At 55.8% G+C, this 20,028-nt stretch carries 14 protein-coding genes; 7 read left to right on the top strand and 7 right to left on the bottom strand.

Going from position 1 to position 20,028, the window contains the following annotated elements; genetic code table 11:
- Window positions 1-13: 13 nt before the first annotated feature.
- From ppk1 to AC2VLR_RS05210, 5 genes are all read right to left on the bottom strand, one after another.
- Complete coding sequence (ppk1, locus tag AC2VLR_RS05190; RefSeq protein WP_486881163.1) at window positions 14-2,119, bottom strand: polyphosphate kinase 1; 2,106 nt, start codon at window positions 2,117-2,119, stop codon at window positions 14-16.
- The gene (gene folD, locus AC2VLR_RS05195) at window positions 2,112-2,972 is read right to left on the bottom strand and encodes a bifunctional methylenetetrahydrofolate dehydrogenase/methenyltetrahydrofolate cyclohydrolase FolD (RefSeq protein ID WP_486881164.1); all 861 of its coding nucleotides are present in this window, start codon (window positions 2,970-2,972) and stop codon (window positions 2,112-2,114) included. The genes ppk1 and folD overlap by 8 nt, the downstream gene beginning before the upstream one ends.
- A gap of 190 nt (window positions 2,973-3,162) precedes the next feature.
- Complete coding sequence (locus tag AC2VLR_RS05200; RefSeq protein WP_486881165.1) at window positions 3,163-6,249, bottom strand: efflux RND transporter permease subunit; 3,087 nt, start codon at window positions 6,247-6,249, stop codon at window positions 3,163-3,165.
- Window positions 6,250-6,258: 9 nt separating this feature from the next.
- Window positions 6,259-7,344 carry an efflux RND transporter periplasmic adaptor subunit gene (locus AC2VLR_RS05205; RefSeq protein ID WP_486881166.1) on the bottom strand — a complete coding sequence of 362 codons (1,086 nt, stop codon included), beginning with the start codon at window positions 7,342-7,344 and terminating at the stop codon, window positions 6,259-6,261.
- A gap of 42 nt (window positions 7,345-7,386) precedes the next feature.
- Window positions 7,387-8,892: an efflux transporter outer membrane subunit gene (locus AC2VLR_RS05210; protein ID WP_486881167.1), complete on the bottom strand. Its 1,506-nt coding sequence runs from the start codon at window positions 8,890-8,892 to the stop codon at window positions 7,387-7,389.
- Window positions 8,893-9,101: 209 nt separating this feature from the next.
- Here AC2VLR_RS05210 and AC2VLR_RS05215 point away from each other — a divergent pair, with 209 nt between their 5' ends.
- Window positions 9,102-9,905, top strand: coding sequence for a tetratricopeptide repeat protein (locus AC2VLR_RS05215; RefSeq protein WP_486881168.1), 804 nt, complete (start codon window positions 9,102-9,104; stop codon window positions 9,903-9,905).
- A gap of 83 nt (window positions 9,906-9,988) precedes the next feature.
- On the opposite strand, the gene AC2VLR_RS05220 is transcribed toward AC2VLR_RS05215, so the two are convergent.
- Window positions 9,989-10,567 (bottom strand): Maf family protein, encoded by a 579-nt coding sequence (locus AC2VLR_RS05220; protein ID WP_486881169.1) that lies wholly within the window; start codon window positions 10,565-10,567, stop codon window positions 9,989-9,991.
- 9 nt (window positions 10,568-10,576) lie between these two features.
- Window positions 10,577-13,366, bottom strand: coding sequence for a phosphoenolpyruvate carboxylase (gene ppc, locus AC2VLR_RS05225; protein WP_486881170.1), 2,790 nt, complete (start codon window positions 13,364-13,366; stop codon window positions 10,577-10,579).
- Window positions 13,367-13,699: 333 nt separating this feature from the next.
- On the opposite strand from ppc, the gene hfq reads away from it, so the two are divergent.
- The 6 genes from hfq to AC2VLR_RS05255 are packed head-to-tail and all read left to right on the top strand — an operon-like array spanning window position 13,700 to window position 19,902.
- Window positions 13,700-13,972 (top strand): RNA chaperone Hfq, encoded by a 273-nt coding sequence (hfq, locus tag AC2VLR_RS05230; RefSeq protein WP_486881171.1) that lies wholly within the window; start codon window positions 13,700-13,702, stop codon window positions 13,970-13,972.
- 23 nt (window positions 13,973-13,995) lie between these two features.
- Window positions 13,996-15,321: a ribosome rescue GTPase HflX gene (gene hflX, locus AC2VLR_RS05235; protein ID WP_486881172.1), complete on the top strand. Its 1,326-nt coding sequence runs from the start codon at window positions 13,996-13,998 to the stop codon at window positions 15,319-15,321.
- Window positions 15,308-16,504 carry an FtsH protease activity modulator HflK gene (hflK, locus tag AC2VLR_RS05240; protein WP_486881173.1) on the top strand — a complete coding sequence of 399 codons (1,197 nt, stop codon included), beginning with the start codon at window positions 15,308-15,310 and terminating at the stop codon, window positions 16,502-16,504. The genes hflX and hflK overlap by 14 nt, the downstream gene beginning before the upstream one ends.
- Window positions 16,501-17,355: a protease modulator HflC gene (hflC, locus tag AC2VLR_RS05245; protein WP_486881174.1), complete on the top strand. Its 855-nt coding sequence runs from the start codon at window positions 16,501-16,503 to the stop codon at window positions 17,353-17,355. Before hflK ends, hflC begins: the two co-directional genes overlap by 4 nt.
- Before the next feature lie 16 nt (window positions 17,356-17,371).
- Window positions 17,372-18,574, top strand: coding sequence for an ATP phosphoribosyltransferase regulatory subunit (locus AC2VLR_RS05250; protein ID WP_486881175.1), 1,203 nt, complete (start codon window positions 17,372-17,374; stop codon window positions 18,572-18,574).
- Between the two features lie 32 nt (window positions 18,575-18,606).
- Entirely contained in the window at window positions 18,607-19,902 is a 1,296-nt protein-coding gene (locus AC2VLR_RS05255; protein WP_486881176.1) for an adenylosuccinate synthase, read from the top strand.
- Window positions 19,903-20,028: the final 126 nt, after the last annotated feature.

Raw genomic sequence — 20,028 nt, forward strand, 5'->3', positions numbered from 1 at the left:
GTGGTGACGCTTTTCAGGCATGATGGCTACTGCGATCATAATGCTTGAGCAGAATTTCCTGGGCAGCGTGACAGTTGTCGTTGGCCTCCTGACGCAGGCTGGTATAGCTGCCATCGCTGTTCATCTGCCAGGCATTACAATCATCCTGCAGATAAAGCTGCAGAGTTTCTTCCAGGATGCGAGCGCGAAGATCGGGGTCAAGAATGGGCACCGCCACTTCCAGGCGCCGGAACAGATTACGCCCCATCCAGTCGGCACTGGAAATCCATAACTTGGGATGATGACCATTGCCGAAGTAATACACCCGGCTGTGTTCCAGAAAGCGGCCGACAATGGAGCGCACCCGGATATTTTCGGAAACACCAGGAATACCGGGGCGCAGCGCACAGGCCCCGCGCACAACCAGATCAATTTGTACACCCGCCTGGGAGGCCCGGTACAGGGCGCGGATGAGTTCCGGCTCTACCAGCGCGTTGACCCTGGCCAGGATGCGCCCCTCGCTGCCTCTGTGGGTTTCCGCTTCAATGGCCCGGATGAGTCCGTCGAAAAGGGTAAATGGACTTTGCAGGAGTCGGCGCAATTGCGGCACCTTACCCATGCCGGTAATGTGCATGAACAATTCGTTCATGTCGGCGGTAATATCGGGGTCGGCGGTCAGCAAACTTAAATCTGTATATATTCGAGCATTGCGGGGATGATAGTTGCCGGTCCCCAAATGCCCGTATAGACGGATGCCTTCTTCTTCGCGCCGCAATACCAGAATCATCTTGGCGTGGACCTTATGGTTGACCACTCCATACACCACCTGCACCCCGACTTCTTCCAGGCGTTCAGCCATGTGGATGTTGTTGGCTTCATCAAAACGCGCCTTGAGCTCGACCACAGCGGTCACCTGCTTGCCCGCCAAGGCCGCGTCAATCAAGGCATCAATGAGTGAGGAATCGGGCGTGGTGCGGTACAGGGTCTGCTTGATGCCGATGACCTGGGGATCATTGGCCGCCTGACGCACAAAGTCCAGGACCGGGTTGAAACTTTGATAGGGATGGTGCAGTAAAATAGGCGCGTCGCGCAGCTGGGCGAAAATGTTTTCCGGTCGTGAGCAGGTTTTGGGAAGTCCGGGAACGAAGGACGGGAAAAGCAGATCCTGACGTGGCACCATGTCGATAATGGCCGCTAAACGGGACAAATTTACCGGACCCGCCAGGGAATAGAGATTATCGTCCGCCAGTTCGAAATGCTTGAGGAGGTAATCCACCACTTCCCGGGGACAGTTGCTGGCGACTTCCAGGCGCACGGCCTCACCAAAGGGGCGCATAGGTAATTCATCCACCAGGGCATCGAGGAGGTTATCCACTTCTTCTTCATCCACAAACAGTTCACTGTTACGAGTGACCCGGAACTGATAGAAGCCCTGGATTTTCAGGCCCGGAAACAGCGCGGTCACATGCTCGTGTATAACCGAAGACAGAAAGACAAAATCACTGGGGCCCGCCAGTTGCGGGGGAATCTGGATGATGCGCGGTAATATCCGGGGAGCCTGGACGATGGCGATGGGACTGCGCCGGCCATAAGCGTCCTGTCCTTCCAGAACAATGGCAAAATTCAGTCCTTTGTTCTGTACCTTGGGAAAGGGATGGGCGGGATCGAGGCTAAGGGGGGTCAGCAGCGGCATGACTTCGGTCTGAAAATAATTGCTGATCCAGCGTTTCTGGGCGGCCCGCCATTCCCGACGGCGCAGCAGGCGGATACCTTCCTTGGCCATCGCCGGAAGCAGACGCTGATTCAGGCAGAGATACTGTTCGCGGATGATTTTATGGGCCATTTGCGCTACGGCGGCAATTTCCCGATCGGGTCCGAGCAGGTCCGGCCCCAGTGGTCCGGCACCAAACTTGCGCCGCTGCAGCAGTCCGGCCATCCGCACTTCAAAAAATTCATCCAGATTGCTGGAAACGATGGTCAGAAAGCGTAGGCGTTCGAGCAGGGGGACGCGGGGGTCATCGGCCAGGTCCAATACCCGCTGATTGAAGGCGAGGATGCTCAGGTCCCGATTGAAATAGAGATCCGGATTATCAAGAGAGAGAGCATTTTCTGCAGCCTCGGTCTGGGCGGTCTCAGACATGGCGTTGTCGCTGTTCCGCAGCCACCAGGGTGTTTTGCAGCAAGGTCGCCACGGTCATGGGACCCACCCCGCCGGGTACTGGAGTAATCCAGGAGGCACGTTTTTCGGCTTCGGCAAATACCACGTCGCCCGTCAGGCGGCCGTCCGCGAGGCGGTTGATACCCACGTCAATGACTACTGCACCCTCGCGTACCCAGTCCCCCGGAATCAGGCCGGGTTTGCCGGCCGCAGCTATCAGAATTTCCGCGCGCTCTACATGGGCCTGGAGATTGCCGGTGAAACGATGACATACGGTGACAGTGGCCCCGGCCAATAATAACTCCAGAGCCATGGGGCGACCGACAATATTGGAGGCGCCCACTATGACCGCCTCTTTTCCCCGGATTTCCGCGCCAATTTCTTCCAGCAGGGTCATGATGCCGGCCGGTGTACAGGAGCGCAGCAGAGGCGCCCGCAGGGCCAGTCTGCCGATGTTGTAGGGATGAAAACCATCCACATCTTTCTCGACCGCAATCGCCTCGATAATGACTTCTGGATCAAACTGGGGGGGCAGGGGCAACTGCACGAGGATACCATCAATGCAGTCGTCGGCATTCAACTCGGCGATTTTATGGAGCAGTGCGTCGGGGCTGGTATCGCTGGATAAATTAATAGCCAGGGAATGGATACCCACACTTTTGCAGGTATCGCGTTTTTTCTGGACATAGACTTCTGAGGCGGGATTGTTTCCTACCAGCACCACCGCGAGGCCGGGAGGGCGTCCGTAGGTTTTCAGAAAATCCTGACTTCTCTGGGCAGTTTCATGCTGCAACTTTTGGGCAATGGCCTTGCCATCTATACGTCGGGCAGTCATGGCTTCCCCTGCGTTGAATGAGCACTGCGGGGGGAACCCTTCTTCACCATGAAAATAACCTTATGAATGATCTGCGTCGTTTCAAATGCACTAATATCCCAACATTCTTCTGTTCGTCCGTTTTTTTGTCAAGCAAAAAAACCGGATGTCCTTGCGGAGCATCCGGCCTGGATTCATCAAACTGACCACATCAGAAAATTTCGCTGCTGACCTCTGACTTATTCCGGATATCCTTGGCAAGCACCATATACATGGCGGGAACCACGAACAGCGAGAACAACGCACCTATGGCCAACCCGGTAAAAATCACCAGCCCCATCTGGAAACGGCTGACAGCACCGGGACCATTCATCAGCAGCAGGGGTAATACCCCGAGCACCATGGCCCCGGTGGTCATCAGAATGGGCCGCAAGCGGATGCTGGAAGCTTTTTCCACGGCTTCGCGTTTGGCAAGCCCCTCATGGCGCTGAATCTCATTGGCAAACTGCACAATCAGAATACCCTGCTTGGCAATCAAACCGATCAGGGTGATCAGTCCTACCTCCGTATAAATGTTGATGGAGGCGAGTCCCAGGCTGACAAATATCAGCGCACCACTGATGGACATAGGCACGGTAATCAACACGATCAGCGGATCCCGGAAGCTTTCAAACTGCGCTGCCAGCAGCAGATAAATCAGGATGATGGCCAGGGCGAAGGTTGTCAGCAAGCCGCCACTTTCCTGCATGTATTCGCGAGACTGACTGGCGTAGTTGACCGAAAAATCCTTGGGCATGATTTTTTCAGCCGTGGTCCGGAAAAAGGACAACGCTTCACCCATCGTTACCCCCGGCTTGGGTACGGCCTGAATGGTAGCCGAATTGAGCTGCTGAAACTGGGGTAAAAACTGGGGTTCCACCTTGGTTTCAATGGATACCACCGTGGACAGGGGCACCATCTGCCCGGTGGCCGTGGCGATATAGTAGTTTTTGAGAGCTCCCGGGTCGCTGCGGAACTTGTCCGGAACTTGCGGAATCACCTTATAACTCCTTCCTTCCATGGCGAAACGATTGACATAATTGCCGCCCAGCAGGGGTTGTAGATCCTGGGCGATTTCCGCCATGGTCAGACCCAGATTTGCGGCTATGTTGCGATGGATTTTCAGCTCCAGTTCCGGGTTGTCGATGCGCAAGTCCTTGGTAACGTAAAAGAACATACCGCTTTGATAGGCCTTGGCAATGACCGCGTCTGCCACCTGATCGATTTTTTCATAGCTGCCCGGACTTTGCAGCACGAATTGGACCGGTAGACCGCCTGCAGAACCGGGTAAAGGCGGGGGCAGGAAGGAGGCTACCTGCAGGCCTGCAATACTCTGCAATTGCTGCTGCAATTTCGGCTGGATCTGCATGGCGGTGACCGAACGATCAGACCAGTTGGTCAAGCGCATGCCGGCGAAAAGGCTGTTGGTACCGCCGCCGCTACCCACAGAAATACCGGTCACCATAAACGTCGCTTTCTTCTGGGGATACTGATTGAAGACCTTGAGAATCTGCTTGCCGTAATGGGCCAGACGATCCGGGGTGATGGTCGGTCCACCGGTTCCCGCATTGAAGATAATGCCTTGATCTTCCTGGGGCGCAAGTTCCGATTTGGAGGTGGAGAACAGGAAGTAAATGCTGCCGAACACAACAATGGCAAAGAGCATCACGACCGGCACGAAATTCAGAACCACATGCAGGAGGCGATCGTAAAAGCGCCGTAAACCGACAAAACGCTGGTCAATGAAATGTTCAAAACCATGTTCGCTGGTGGGTTTCAGGACCTTACTGGAAAGCATGGGTGAGAGGGTCAGGGCCACAATCATGGAAATCAGGACGGCGGCCACCAGGGTGAAGGCAAATTCGCCAAACAGACTGCCGGTGAGTCCGCCCATGAAACCAATGGGCGCAAACACCGCTATCAGGGTGGTGGACATGACGATAATGGGACCGCCCAGTTCCCGCCCGGTGAGCAGGGCGGCGTCAAAGGGAGTTTTGCCTTCATCAATATGACGATGGACGTTTTCCACCACAATGATGGCATCATCCACCACCAGACCGATGGCGAGTACCACCGCCAGCAGAGTCAGCAGATTGACGGTAAAACCCAAAGACCACATGATCAGACCCGCACCGACAATGGACAGAGGAATAGCCACTGCCGGGATGACCACGGCCCGGAAGGAGCCGAGGAAGAGGAAAATCACCAGCACCACCACGGCCAGGGTAATGCCGATGGTCATCACCACCTCATCAATAGAGGCCTGGATGAAGGCACTGGCATCATAAGGAATCGCTACATGCATGCCCGGAGGCAGGGCTTTTTTCAGTTGTGCCAGAGATTTTTTAACCCCTGCGGCTACATCCAGGGAGTTGGCAGAGGGCGATTCCTGAATGCCGATAAAGGCGGCCGGTTTTCCGTTAAAAAAGGCCTGGGAACTGTAATCCTGGGCACCCAATTCGACATGCGCCACATCTTTCAGGCGAATCAGGGTGTTCCCGGACTGCTTGATGACCAGATTGCGGAATTCACTGACATTGTGCAGGCTGGTGGTGGCCACAATGGTATTTTGAACGGTTTTACCCCGGGTCTGACCGACGGCAGAGATGAAATCGTTGGCGGTCAGCGCCTGGGAAACCTGGGCCGCAGTAACATGTAGGGCCGCGAGTTTTTGGGGATTCAACCAGACGCGCATGGCATAGGTATTCCCATTGCCGGCACCGGGAGGCAGAATCTGGGCCTGTCCCACGCCGTGTACCGAAGCCAGACGCGGCTGAGCCACCCGCAACAAATAGTCGGTAATCTGCTGCTGGGATAATTGATCGCCGTAAAAGGCGATATACATCAAATCGGTCGTATCGCCGACGGTGACGTTGATCACCGGTAACTGGCTGCCCGTGGGCAACTGGTCAGTCACCTGCTGCACCTTGGACTGGATGTTGGCCACTGCAGCGCTGGGGCTGTAATTCAACTTCATGTACACCGTAATGGTCGAGGTGCCCTCCGAACTATTGGAGGTCATGTAGTTGATGTCCGGAGCGCTGGCGATGACTTTTTCCAGACGGGCGGTGATGAAACCCTGCACGGTGCTGGGATTGGCGCCCGGATAGGCGGTAGTCACTGTCACCACCGTGTTGACCAGAGCGGGATATTCCCGCACGGTCATCATGGTGTAGGCATGCAGGCCCAGCAGAAAAATCACCAGACTCAGGGCCGTGGCAAGTACCGGACGGCGAACAAAAATATCAGTAAATTTCATGAGCTAGCCTTACTTGTCGGTACTGATGGTAACCAGACTGCCATTCACCAGCTTGACCTGTCCGGCCGTGACTACCTGATCGCCTTGCTTCAGGCCGGAAAGGATTTCGACCATGCCGTCACGCTGTTTGCCGGGTTTGACCACCTGTTGAACGGCAAGCTCCTGACTTTTGCCATCCTTTTTTTCGTTTTTGATGAGATAGACATAATCTCCATAGGTGTTGTAAGACATGGCCGATACAGGAATGACCAGGACATTTTCAACCGTGTTGTGGACCACGGTCAGCTCCCCGAAAAGACCGGGGCGCAGCTGATTTTTGGGGTTGTCGATGGTGGCCTGTACGTCAATTTGCCGGGTGCTGCTGTTGACAGAGGAACCCAGCGCCGTGACCTTGCCCGAGAATGTCTGCCCGGGTAGAGCATCGGTTTCCAGCTGAACCGGAGTCCCGACCTGAATATTCTGCAAATCACTCTGAGGTAGTGTGAAGTTGGCATAGAGCGGGCTCCAGGATTGCAGATCCACAATTTTAGTGCCTGGTGTCAGGTATTGACCGACATTCACCTGACGAATACCCAGATAACCACTGAAGGGCGCACGAATGGACAGCTTGTTGAGTGTTGCCTGGATATTCTTGATAGCGGCCTGATCGGTCTGGTAACTGGCTTCAGCAGAGTCCAGCTGGGACTGACTGGCAGCTTTGGTGGCGATCAGTTCCCGGGTGCGGTGCAAATTGCTGGCCGCCAGGCGCAGCTGAGCCTGATCACTGGCTAATTCTGCCAATTGATTGGAGTCATCCACTTGTACCAGGAGGGTTCCCGCTTGCACATATTGACCGGAGTGGAAGTGGATGGCGGTTACATTTCCGGCGATTTGCGGAGTTACATCCACACCCTGCACGGCTGCCAGCGAGGCGACAGCACGCAACTGTGGATGCCAGTGGGCAATTTCAGCACGGGCTGCATTGACAGTGACCACCGGTGCCGGCATATGCGCCATGGCTTCGGCAATTTTGCTGTTGACGAAAGCCTTGAATCCAAAAATTCCGCCAAAAACAATCAGCAGGCCAATGATGACAATCACAAATGCTTTTTTCATATTCCGTCTCCGCAGAAGATGGCTGCGTTCAGTCAAAAATGGTTAAGAATGTTTAGGGCCGGGCTGGGCTGCCGTCTTGACATTCGGATGATTCCACCAGCCGCCTCCCAAAGCCACCAGCAAGGCTGCCGTATCCTGATAGCGCTGGGATTGCGCTTTGATTTCGGCGATTTTGGCGGTGTTGTATTGCACCTCGGCGGTCAAGAGGGTCAGATAATCCGTAGCCCCCGCGCGGTAGCTGGCCTGGGCCAGTTTCAGAGCTTCCCGGGATGCTTGCAGGGCTTCACGTTGGGCGGCGAGGGTCTGGGCATCATGTTCAACGGCCCTTAACCCATTGGCGACCTGGTCAAAAGCATTGAGAATGGTACTCCGGTAGTTGGCGTAGGTGACATCATAGGCGGCATGGGCCTCGGCTTTCTGGGCTTCCAGTTTGCCGCCCTCAAAAATCGGTTGTGACATGGCGCCCACCAGACTCCAGATGCTGCTTACCGGATCAAAAAATATACCGGGGTGGCTGGCGGCATCACCGAAAGAAGCACTGAGTTGCACGGTCGGGTAAAACTGGGCACGGGCTTCACCAATCTGGGCGTTGGCCGCTTTCATCTGGGCCATGACCGCGCGAATGTCCGGTCTTTGTTGGAGCAATTTCGAGGGTAGGCTGACGGGGATTTTTTCCGGCAGTTTTAATTCACTGATAGTGAAATTCTGGGGTTTGACGTTGGCCGGGAACGCGCCTATCAGGATAGCCAGCTCATGGCGATAAACCGCCAGTTGCTGTTCCAGTGGTGGTAAAGTGGCCAACTCGCTGGCCATTTGCCCCTTCTGGGTCATGACCGTACTGTAGTCAATGGCACCCGCCTGATATTGATTTTCTGTCAATTCCAGCAGCTTTTTTTCCTTGGCAATAATCGCCCGGGTAGCCTGAATTTGCTCTTCAGTGGCGGCTTCGTCCACAGCAGTGGTCACGATGTTACCCGTCAGGGTCAGTTTGGCGGCTTCCAGTTCCCATTGCTGATATTTGACCAGTTCTTCACTGTTTCGATAAACCAGACGATTGACGCCAAAAATGTCCGGGTAATAGGAAACCCCGATGGAGCTGTTGATCAGGGAATAATGAATTCCTCCGTTACCACCAAAAGTAGCTCCCGTGACCTTGCTGCGATTAGCCTGCAAATTACCGGTAATCTGCGGGTAGAAAATGCTGGCATTGGCTCTGGCCGCGGCCTGGGCCTCGCGCATTTGTGCCTGGGCAGCGGCAATGGTCGGACTGTTTTTCAGGCCGGTGGCGATGAGGGTATCCAGGGCCTTGGAGCGAAACAGCTTCCACCATTCTTCATGGAGTTCTGTGCCGTACTGTAAAGACTGAGCCTCTCCAGCCAGTCCGCCAGGAGCCACGGTTTTTTGCGGTGATTGACCGGCCGTATAAGACATTTTGTCAGAAGGCGCAGGCGGAACCCGGAGCTTCGGTTCAAAGCTGCAGGCGGCCAGGCTGCTGCCAAGCATCAGGACCACAATGACAGCTATGGATTTTGGAAGTGGTTTATGCACGAAAAATAACCCTCTCGGAGGTCTGAACCGACCGGTCAGTATAATGGCGACAATTATCCGCTCTGTCAAATCTGGCAGTCAGTGGGTTGGGATTTTGGTTTGCAGAAGCGTTGGAGTGCCTGGAGATTTTTACGGTGCATTCGCAACGCTTGATTCTCTCAAAATTTGAACCCATATTACACAGCGTAACACTTATATTGGGGGAGCGAATGAATAAAAAATTGGTGGGTGTAGTAGTGCTGCTGGGCAGTCTGGTTATGGCGCCAATGGCTTGGGCTGAGCCTTCGGTCACTCAGGTGACCCAGGCCATTCACAGCGGCCGTCTGGATCAGGCGCAAAGCATGATGCAGGAGGTGTTGAAAGCGCATCCGCATTCTGCGGAAGCGCAATATCTGGAAGCCCAGGTTCTGGCGCGTCAGGGTCAATGGTCAGGAGCGGCGGCAGCCTTGCAGAAGGCCGAGCAACTGGCGCCGGGTATGCCTTTTGTCAAACCCCAGGTATTGCAGAAGTTTCAGAAAGAAGTGCAAGCGCACCATCGTGGAGTGAATCAGGCTACTGTCGCGAAAAAAGGGGGATGGGGTTCCGCTTTGCTGTTTTTCATTGGTCTGATCCTGTTGATTGCGGTCATCTCCATGTTTCTGCGGCGGCGGCGTCAGAATGCCCAACTGATGTATCGAGCTGGACCAGCGCAGGGGCCTTTTAATGGCATGAACGGTGCTTATGGTCCAGGTGCCGGGTATCCCAACGGTCCTATGGGCGGCATGCCCCAACAGGGCGGTGGATTGGGTTCCAGTCTGGCTTCGGGGATTGCCACCGGGGTCGGGGTGGGTGCCGGGCTGGCTGCCGGACAAGCCCTTGCCGGTAGTCTTTTCGGTGGTCATGATGCAGCCGCAAGTCAGGGAAATGCGGGCGATAATGATAGTCTGGGCTTGACCGATAATTCGTGGGGAGATGACCAGCTGGCCAGTAATGATGATTTTGGTATGGATGACGGGGGCGATGGCTGGGGTTAGCCCACCAGTCACTAGCTGACATCAAAACAGGGCAACCCGGCTTCGGCCGGGTTGCTTTTTTTTGGTGCCGAGAAATCGGCGGCTTAAGGCAGTTGATAACCTCGTCGCCGCAAGGTCTCGGCAATGGCGATCAAGGGCATGCCCATCAAGGCATGGGGGTCTGCCCCTTCCATTTTCTCCACCAGGGCTATTCCCAGGCCTTCGGAACGGAAACTGCCAGCACAGTCCAGCGGCTGATCTTTTTCCACGTAACGGTGGATAGCCTCGGGGCTCAAGTTGCGCAACTGCACATAATAGGGAACACAAAATTGTTCCACAGTACGGTCATCCACCACGGCAATGCCGTTGAGATATTCCACCTGGCGCCCTTGCATCCACTGCAGTTGGGCTTCCGCCTGAGCGCTGGATCCGGGTTTTCCCAATATCCTCCCGGCACAGCAAGCCATCTGATCAGCGCCGATCACCAGTGATTGTGGATAACGCGCTAAAACTGCCCGGGCCTTGGCCAGAGCCAGGCGCTCAACTAACTGCTGCGGACCTTCCTGGTCAAGCGGGCTTTCATCCACATCCGGGGCCACACAGCGAAAGGGGATTTGCAGGCGCTGCAGCAAGTCCCGGCGGTAGGGGCTGGTAGAAGCCAGAATCAGTTCCGGTAGTGCCATGAAGTAAATTCAGCCGGTATTGCGTTGCCCGGCGGCAATGGCATTGATAGTACGCAGCAAGGGATCCAGCCAGATTTCACGAAACTCCGGAGGTGCATCTTCATTGCGATAACGCCGGAGCAAGGCCAGCTGAATGTGATTGAGGGGCTCCATATAGACGTTACGGCGCTGCAAGGAGAAAGCCAGACCGGGATTGTCGGACAGCAGTTGCTCGGTACCGGCCATGGCCAGCATTTCTGCAAGGCTTAGTTCAAACTCCCTGCGGATTTTCTCGAAAACGGAGATGGCCAGTTCCTGATCAAGGGGTAATCCGGCATATTCTCCGGCCAGAGCCATGTCGGTTTTGGACATGGCCATGCTGATATTGCCCATCAGTGCCCGGAAAAAAGGCCAATGCTGGTACATGTCCTGCAATATTTCCAGGCGTTCGGGCTTTTCTGCGCGCCATTGGGCTATAGCAGAGCCGAGACCGAACCAGGCCGGAAGAATATGGCGAGACTGAGCCCAGGCGAATATCCAGGGAATGGCGCGAATGGACGCCATGGATCGGTCGCTGCGCTGGCGGTGGGAAGGCCGCGAACCAATATTCATGTGCGCAATTTCATTGAGCGGGGTGGCTTCATAAAAATAATCCAGAAATCCCGGCGTATGCTCGGTCAGATCCCGATAAGCTTGTTCGCCCAGGTGGGTGAGTTCGCTCATCACCTTGAGGTAGGCGGGATTATCGGCTTCGACGGGACGCACCAGGCCAATGCTGGCCTTGATGAGTCCGGCGGTACCCACCGTCAGTTCATAAATGGCCGTTTCCAGATTGGCATATTTGAAAGACAGGACTTCGCCTTGCTCGGTAATTTTGATTTGCCCGCGCACGGTGTCCGGGGGCTGGGCGAGAATCGCCTCGTAAGTAGGACCGCCCCCGCGCCCCACACTGCCCCCGCGCCCATGAAATACGCGAATTTGAATGTGGCGCTTGTCGGCGATGGCCGCCAGGCGCAGTTGTGCCTGATACAGAGACCAGCTGGATGATAAAATCCCGCCATCCTTGCAGGAGTCGGAGTAGCCCAGCATGATTTCCTGGGTGTCTTCCTGGCTTTTGATGATTTCCATATAGACCGGGTTATCTAGGAGGGTGCTGATGACGGCATCCATCCGTTCCAGATCGTGGATGGTTTCAAACAGGGGGGTTACGGCAATTTCACTGTAGAGCCCCTGCCTTGACCAGCCCGCAAGACCGAACTCCTTGGCCAGCACCAGCACTTCGAGAATGTGGCTGGCTTCATGAGTCATGGAGATCACATAATTGCCGAATCCCGAAGCGCTGACCTCACGACGGAGCTGGGCAATGCAGCGAAACATGGCACAGGTTTCAGCGGCTAATGGGGATAACTCCGGATGTTTTTCAACCAGAGGGCCGGGGCGGCGCAAGGCATCAGTAAGGGCCAGCAGCCGCGCTTCTTCGGAAAGTTCCAGATAGTCGGCGAAGCCAGGGACTTCTGCGTACAGTTCGGACAATGTGCGGGAATGCACCGTGGATTCTTGGCGGATATCGAGGTTGGCCAGATGAAAACCAAAGGTTTGAACCAGCCAGACAATATCCTGGATATCATTGTCGGCAATATAGTCATCATTGTGCCCACGCAGGGAGTCGCGGACGAGCAGCAAGTCATCCAGAAAGTCTTCGGCAGTGGCATAGGCCGGACCGGCCGATTCGTTCATGATCTGGCCGTTTTCCAGTTGGCGCAGGCGCAGGTCCAGGCGGGTCATCATGTAGCGCAGCTTGCGACGATAAGGTTCACTGGGAAAGCGCTGATCCACCCACTCGGCCAGCTCCGGAAAATCATCGGCGTCGCGTTCCAGTGAGGCCAGCAGGACGGGGGAAATACCGCAAAAACGGCTGGAATGTCCCAGCAGTTGATATAAGCCACTGAGGCGCTGCTGATATTCCTTGAGCACTTCGACACTCTGGGTGCGCAGCGCCCAGCTGGTAATGGCGGCGGTGACATTGGGGTTGCCGTCGCGATCGCCGCCGATCCAGGAGCCGAAGCGGATAAAGGCGGGGATGTCGATGTCATCATTGGCAAACACCCGCCGCGCCGCGCGCCGCGCAGCCCGATAAGTCATGGGCACTGCCTTGAACAGGCTGTCTCTAAAGAAAAACAGGCCGTTTTCCACCTCATCCTGGACTTGCGGTTTGTTGGTGCGGACCTCTTCGGTTTCCCAGAGAATCTGGATTTGTGCCCGCAAATTATCAGTGACTTCCTTTTCTTCTTCGTCACTGAGGGTTGGGTCATCGAGTTTTTTGCTGACCACGAAGATCCGGCGCAGCCCATGCAGGACTGTACGCCTTTTGGATTCCGTGGGATGCGCCGTGAACACGGGCAGATAGCGGGTTTGATCAAGCAGATACTGAATCTGGCCGGAGGTGATGCCCTGTTGCTGGAGAGCCCGGAAAGTCTCTTCAAAAGAGCCGGTCCAGAGACCGTCACCTTTTTGCAGCAGGCGACGGCGTTGAAGATGTTGTGATTCTTCTTCGGCAATATTGACCAGACTGAAATAGGTATTGAAGGCGCGGATAACCAGTACCAGATCGTCCTGGGGAAGCGCATCAATAAAGCGGGCCAGACGCTCCCGCAAGCGCGCATCCTCCTTTTTATGGAGACGGATATAACCCTGGCGGAGCTGCTCGACGGCGTTGAATACCCGCGTACCGGCCTGTTCACGCAACACTTCACCGAGCAGGTTGCCCAGCAGCTTCACGCGGCTACGGAGTGCCTTATCGTTGATGGCCGTTTTTTCCACTGGTCCGTCTCCTTGAATTTTATGACCGTCCTGCTGTCGAAGACCACCGGGACGACAGTCGGAAGTTTAGGGTGCTTCGTATATCTTGGGTGCTTTTGGTTTCTAAGCTAATGGCAAGCGGGCTGCAGGTCAATCATGTGCTGCTAAAACGTCCCGGTAGAAGATGATGCATCGTCAAGAACGCCCGGGCTGATTGGAAGATATATTCGTAACGCTGACAAGCATGGCTTTCCCGGCTATTTTGAGTTAGTCTAAGTTGCATGCAGTGGAAACCGCTCACGCGGTTTTCCACTACCCTAGAAGCGCCATGAAGCATAGTCAAGGAGATAAAAAATGGCCGGTCAACAAAAAGGGCAGATTCTTCAGGATCCTTTTCTCAATTTGCTGCGCAAGGAACACGTTCCTGTTGCCATCTATCTGGTCAACGGGATCAAGCTGCAGGGATTCGTTGAATCCTTCGATCAGTTTGTGGTCTTGCTGCGCAATAATGTCAGCCAGATGATTTATAAGCATGCTATTTCTACCGTGGTTCCCGGTCGCGATGTGCGTTTGCCTCTGCCCGAAGGGGAAGGCGAAGCAGCCAGCGTGAGCGAAGAAGAGGCCTGATTCTGACCCAGAATGCCGTTGCAGTGGATGTGCCCCGTGAGCGGGTTCTGCTGGTTCATGTGACATTACATGGCGAAGTGGACCTCGATGACGGGGCCGAATTTTTTCATCTGGCCAGCGACAGTGATGCGGATGTGCTGGAACTCCTTCCCGTGGCGCGCAGCCGCCCCGATCCCGCAACCTTCATCGGCAGTGGCAAGGTGCAGGAACTGGCCGAAAAAGTACGGGAAACGGCGGCGGATCTGGTGCTCTTTGATCGGACTCTAAGTCCGATTCAGGAGCGTAACCTGGAACGGGCTCTACAGTGCCGGGTGATTGATCGGGTAGGACTGATTCTTGATATTTTCGCCCGTCGTGCCCGTACCCATGAGGGGCAATTGCAGGTGGAGCTCGCCCAACTGACCCGCTTGCGCACCCGACTGATCCGGGGCTGGACTCATCTGGAACGGCAGCGGGGGGGGATTGGCTTGCGGGGTCCGGGTGAAACCCAGCTGGAAACCGACCGACGCCTCATTGGCGACCGGATTCAGTCTCTGCGCCATAAGTTGCAAAAGGTGGCCGCGCACCGAAGGACTCAGCGCCGCGCCCGGCAACGCGCGCCATTACCCACAGTGGCTTTGGTTGGTTATACCAATGCGGGAAAATCCACGCTTTTCAATGCCCTTACCCAACGCAGCAATTATGCGGCGGATCGCTTGTTCGCTACCCTTGACCCTGCTATTGGCCGTCTGCAGGTTGCCGGACAGGATGTCGTATTGCTGGCCGATACGGTGGGTTTCATGCGGGACTTGCCCACAGATCTGATTGCAGCATTTCGGGCGACCCTGGAAGAAGTCAATCAGGCGCAATTGCTTTTGCATGTGGTGGATGGCAGTGCTCCCGACCGGGATGCGCAAATGGCTGCGGTGGAATCCGTACTTCGGGAAATTGGTGCCGATAATTTGCCGGTACTGCTGGTCTACAACAAGGCGGACCAGACGGGTGAACCCAGCGGCTGTATTTATGATGCTTCCGGTATCTTGCAGGCGGTGAACATCAGTGCCAGGAGCGGAGCGGGCCTGGAGGCTTTGCTTCAGGCCATTCTGGAAAGAGTGGGCCGGGCGATACTGCGGGTGGAATTAACCCTGAATCCTGAAGAAGGTGCCTGGCGGGCCTCCCTGCATCGTGTGGCTACGGTACTTGCAGAGGATTTTGACGAAGAAGGAAAAATCCGCATGGTGTTTGACATTGACGATCTGGCCTGGCGGCGCCTGCGCGCACAAATGCATGCGCATGGTTGTCAGGCGCCAGAGCCCACCTCTACAATACCCGAATTGATCAAGGAAGGAGATTGGTATGCCGTGGAGTGATCCGGGCGGAAACGGAAACAACAACAATAACCCCTGGGGACGGCGTCCCAATACTCAGAAGCCAGCTTTTGACATTCAGAAAATCACCCAGGAATTAAAAAAACTGGGTGGTCTGTTGGGTTCGGGAAAGGGTCGCGGCTCCGGCGGGCCAAAGTTTGATCCACGCTGGTTGCATCGCCTGCCGGTTATCCTTATCGGCCTGCTGGTTTTATTCTGGCTGGGATCAGGTATCTATGTGGTCGGCCCTAATGAAGAGGGAGTCGTTCTGCGTTTTGGCCGGGAAGTTGGTATCACCCAGCCGGGTATCCATTATCATTGGCCTTTTCCATTTGAAAGCGTGACATTATCCAGAACTGCCGAAAATCAGCGACTGGTTCTGGGCTATAGTGGTGCGGTGGATACCCTCAATCCGGGCATGATGCTGACGGCCAATGGGGACGTGGTCGATGTGCATTTTGCCGTCGACTACCGGATCACCAACGCCAGTCACTATCTGTTTTCCACCAGCAATCCCGAGCAGCTGATTCGTTACAGTGCCTTGTCGGCCATGCGTGATCTGGTGGGCAAGAGCCAACTGCAGGATTTGCTGCACAGTAATCAGAGCAGCATGGCTCAGCAAATTCAGAAAAATACCCAGAATCTGCTCAGCAGCTTGCATGCCGGAGTAACCATTCGTTCCGTCCAGATACTTAGTATTCAGCTTCCCAAAACCGTACAGTCGGCCAATACCGAGGTGATGACAGCCCGGGAAGATATGGTCCGCGCCCGGCGTGAGGCGGAAGCCTATGCCAGCAGTATTATCCCCAAAGCCAAGGGAGAGGCGGCGACCATGCTGACGGCCGCACAAGCCTACCAGCTTCAGGTGGTGGATCATGCCAAGGGTGATGCGGCGCGCTTTACCGACCTGCTCCAGGCCTATCAGCAAAACCCCCGGGTGGTGAGTGAGCGCATGTATCTGCATACCATGCAGGACATTCTCGGCAACACTCCGAAAGTGATAATGGATAGTCATGGAAAAGCCGTGATTAATTTACACATGCCTGATCAACCTGTCGTGCAGCCCAGTGCGGCTACCCATTCTGCCGAAGCAGTCAGTGCGGCCACCCGGAGTACCGCTCCCGTGGCTACGACGAACAGTGCAGTCAGTCAGCCGGTATTGCCCGTTTCAGGAGCACAGTCATGAAGAACTGGATATGGGGCGTAGTCATTGTTTTTCTGGGGGTGCTACTGCTGCTTTCGGCCAGTTTTTATACTGTCGATCAATCCCAGAATGCCTTATTGATGCAGTTTGGCAAGGTGCTGCGGGTCGAAAAGTCGCCGGGCCTTTATATGAAATGGCCGCTGCTCCAGCATGTGCAGTATGTAGACAAACGTCTGCAAAGCTACAGTCCGCAACCGGTCAGCTTTTTGACTGCAGACAAGAAACCGGTATTGCTGGATTTTTTCGCGGAGTGGCGGGTGACTGATCCGGGTTTATATGCGGCGCGTCTGCATGACCAGGCTGATGCCCAAGCCGAGATTGGTGATGCTCTCCATACTGCCCTGAGCAGCCAGGTGGGGACCATGTCCATGGCGTCGCTGATTGCGGTCAGCCAACAGGCACTGGCGGCACCGGTTTTGTCCCAGGTCAACCAGCAGTTGCAGAATCTCGGCATTCATGTGCTGGACTTGCGAATTTTGCAGGTGGGTTTGTCTCCTGAGGTACTGCAGGCCACTTATAAACGCATGGAGGCCGAGCAAATCCAGCAAGCCAATACCTATCGCGCCGAGGGCAAAAGCGCTGCGGACGAAATTCGCGCCAATGCCGAAAAGGAAAAAACCACCATTCTGGCGGATGCCTATCGGCAACAGGAAGAAATCAAAGGGCAGGGTGATGCTGAAGCTGCTTCCATCTATGGGGCGGCCTATGGTAAGGATCCCCAATTTTTTGCCTTTTACCGGAGCCTGGAGGCCTATCGCCATGCCCTCAGTAACAAAACCGTGCTGGTACTCAATCCTGACTCACCCTTTTTCAAATATTTTCGGCTTCCTTGAACGAGGCGGGAAAATAATGCGCACCGAAAATCATCCCGCCTGGCTGTTGCCCAGCGGTTTCGAGGACATACTGCCTGCCCGTACTGAAGCTCTGGAGCATTGCCGCCGCAGCCTGCTGGATCGTTATGCGCTTTGGGGCTATCGCCAGGTGACTCCACCGTTGGTGGAGCATCTGGAAAGCCTGCTGACCGGGAGTGCTGCGGATTTGGATCTGCAGACCTGGAAGCTGCTGGATCAGGATAGTGGTCGGCTGGTGGGTCTCCGTTCCGACATGACTCCGCAGATGGCCCGCATTGACGCCCAGACCTCTGCTTCCGGTGAAGTGCGCCGCCTCGCTTATGCCGGAACCGTTCTGCGGGCACGCCCCGATTTGCTGGGCGGGAGTCGCGCTCCCTTTCAGGTAGGCGCCGAATTGTTTGGGGTGGGTGGTCCGGAAGGGGACCTGGAAGTGCTCTCTCTGATGGTGGAAAGCCTTCGAGCCTGTGGTGTTCCCCATCTGCTGCTGGATATCGGCCATGTCCGCATTCCCCAGGCCCTGGCAGATGCCGCCGGACTGGCGGCGGCACAACGCAGTGATTTATTGCGTCTGGTGGAGCGCAAGGCCTGGCCGGATGTGCGAACCTGGCTGAACACCCATGGCAGTGCTCAGGCGGTGACTGCGGATTTTGACGTCTTGTCCCGTTTGCAGGGAGATCATACTGTCCTGGAGCGGGCGCGCCGGCAACTTGGCCAGCATCCGGCCATTGTTCAGGCTCTGGATGATCTGGATTTTGTCTGGAAATCTTTGCGCTTGCGCTACCCGGATCTGGAAATTCAGTGTGATCTAGCGGAAATTCGCGGCCATCAATATCACACTGGCCTGCTGTTTTCGGCGTATGGACCGCAGCGCGGTGAGGCCCTGGCGCGGGGAGGACGCTATGATGAAATCGGTGCAGCCTTTGGTCGGCGGCGTCCGGCCACCGGTTTCAGTCTGGATTTGAAGCCGTTGCTGCGTGATCTGCCGGAATCCCGTAATCGGCAGCAAATCTGGGCTCCCGCCGGTACTGATCCGGACTTGTGGAAGACCATAGTCGAAGCACGCCACAAAGGCCATGTAGTCATACAGGATTTTCCGACAGGCAGCGCACCTGATGTCGGGCAACTGCTCAACCGGGGTTTTGATGCGCGCCTGGAACAAAGCGCTGAGGGTTGGGTCTCTCGTCCCTTGCAGGCGCGCTGAATCTATTTTTCATGCTATTGGCGGAGTGTTCCGTGACAGACAAGTCAAATGTGGTGATCATCGGTACCCAGTGGGGCGATGAAGGCAAAGGCAAAATCGTGGACTGGCTGACGGAGCGCTGTCAGGCCGTGGTGCGTTTTCAGGGCGGACATAATGCCGGACACACCCTGGTCATCGGTGCCCGCAAGACCGTGCTGCATCTCATTCCCTCCGGTATTTTACGGGACGGTGTCTCTTGTTTTATTGGTAACGGGGTGGTGCTGGACCCCCTGGCCCTTTTTGCCGAACTGGACGAGTTGCAGACGGCGGTCCCTGATGCCCATGAACGGCTGTTTGTATCGGACGCCTGCCCGCTGATCATGCCCTATCACAAGAGCCTCGACCTGGCCCGCGAACATGCCAAGGGTGCCGCCAAAATTGGTACAACCGGACGCGGAATTGGTCCCGCCTATGAAGACAAGGTGGCGCGTCGCGCCTTGCGGGTAGGGGATCTTTTTCATCGTGAGCGTTTTGCCGCAAAACTCGGTGAAGCCCTCGATTACCATAATTTTGTGCTCCAGCATTACTTCAAGCAGAAAGCCGAAGATTTTGATGCCATTCTCGATCAATATCTGAGCCTGGCCGAGCGCCTGGCGCCCATGGTGGTGGACGTGTCCGTGCGCCTTGCCCGTCTCCAGGCAGAGGGGGCCCGCATCCTCTTTGAAGGGGCACAGGGTACGCTTCTGGATGTGGATCACGGGACATACCCTTATGTGACCTCGTCCAATACGGTAGCGGGGGGAGCGTCTGCCGGGAGCGGGGTAGGGCCAGCCGAGCTGGGTTATGTGCTGGGCATCACCAAAGCCTACACCACCCGGGTGGGCGCAGGACCTTTTCCCACGGAGCTTTTCGATGAAACCGGCGTGTTTCTGGCAGAAAGAGGTGCGGAAGTGGGCGCAACCACCGGCCGGGCCAGGCGTTGCGGCTGGTTTGATGCGGTCGCGTTGCGGGCGGCCTGTCGGGTGAATGGGGTGACGGGCTTGTGCATGACCAAACTGGATGTGCTCGATGGTCTGGCCGAAATTCGCGTAGCCGTAGGTTATCGGGTACTAGGAGTGGTTCAGGATGAGCTGCCTTCCGGAGCCGAGGCGCTGGCGGCCTGCGAGCCTGTGTATGAGACTTTTCCGGGCTGGCAGGAATCCACCGCCGGAGTCCGCCGCTGGGAGGATTTACCCCAGGCGGCGCGTCATTATCTGGAAGCCATTGCCGAACGTGCTGGCCGGCCGCTGGCCATCATTTCCACGGGTCCGGACCGGGAAGATACCATTCTTCTCGCTGAACAGCTGTGAACAATGCATATAAAAAAGGGCAGACCCTAAAGTCTGCCCTTTGCTTTTGGTACCGGGGACTGGATTCGAACCAGCACAAGCTTTCGCTCACTAGGACCTGAACCTAGCGCGTCTACCAATTCCGCC

The organism is Acidithiobacillus sp. TH-A117 (assembly GCF_057473465.1).

What these genes read in the sequence shown, in the direction of transcription:
- AC2VLR_RS05250 (WP_486881175.1), top strand. Translation starts at nt 17,372, where the DNA reads ATGCGCACCGAAAATCATCCCGCCTGGCTGTTGCCCAGCGGTTTCGAG.
- folD (WP_486881164.1), bottom strand. Translation starts at nt 2,972, where the DNA reads ATGACTGCCCGACGTATAGATGGCAAGGCCATTGCCCAAAAGTTGCAG.
- AC2VLR_RS05200 (WP_486881165.1), bottom strand. Translation starts at nt 6,249, where the DNA reads ATGAAATTTACTGATATTTTTGTTCGCCGTCCGGTACTTGCCACGGCC.
- hflK (WP_486881173.1), top strand. Translation starts at nt 15,308, where the DNA reads ATGCCGTGGAGTGATCCGGGCGGAAACGGAAACAACAACAATAACCCC.
- ppk1 (WP_486881163.1), bottom strand. Translation starts at nt 2,119, where the DNA reads ATGTCTGAGACCGCCCAGACCGAGGCTGCAGAAAATGCTCTCTCTCTT.
- AC2VLR_RS05215 (WP_486881168.1), top strand. Translation starts at nt 9,102, where the DNA reads ATGAATAAAAAATTGGTGGGTGTAGTAGTGCTGCTGGGCAGTCTGGTT.
- AC2VLR_RS05205 (WP_486881166.1), bottom strand. Translation starts at nt 7,344, where the DNA reads ATGAAAAAAGCATTTGTGATTGTCATCATTGGCCTGCTGATTGTTTTT.
- AC2VLR_RS05220 (WP_486881169.1), bottom strand. Translation starts at nt 10,567, where the DNA reads ATGGCACTACCGGAACTGATTCTGGCTTCTACCAGCCCCTACCGCCGG.
- hflC (WP_486881174.1), top strand. Translation starts at nt 16,501, where the DNA reads ATGAAGAACTGGATATGGGGCGTAGTCATTGTTTTTCTGGGGGTGCTA.
- hfq (WP_486881171.1), top strand. Translation starts at nt 13,700, where the DNA reads ATGGCCGGTCAACAAAAAGGGCAGATTCTTCAGGATCCTTTTCTCAAT.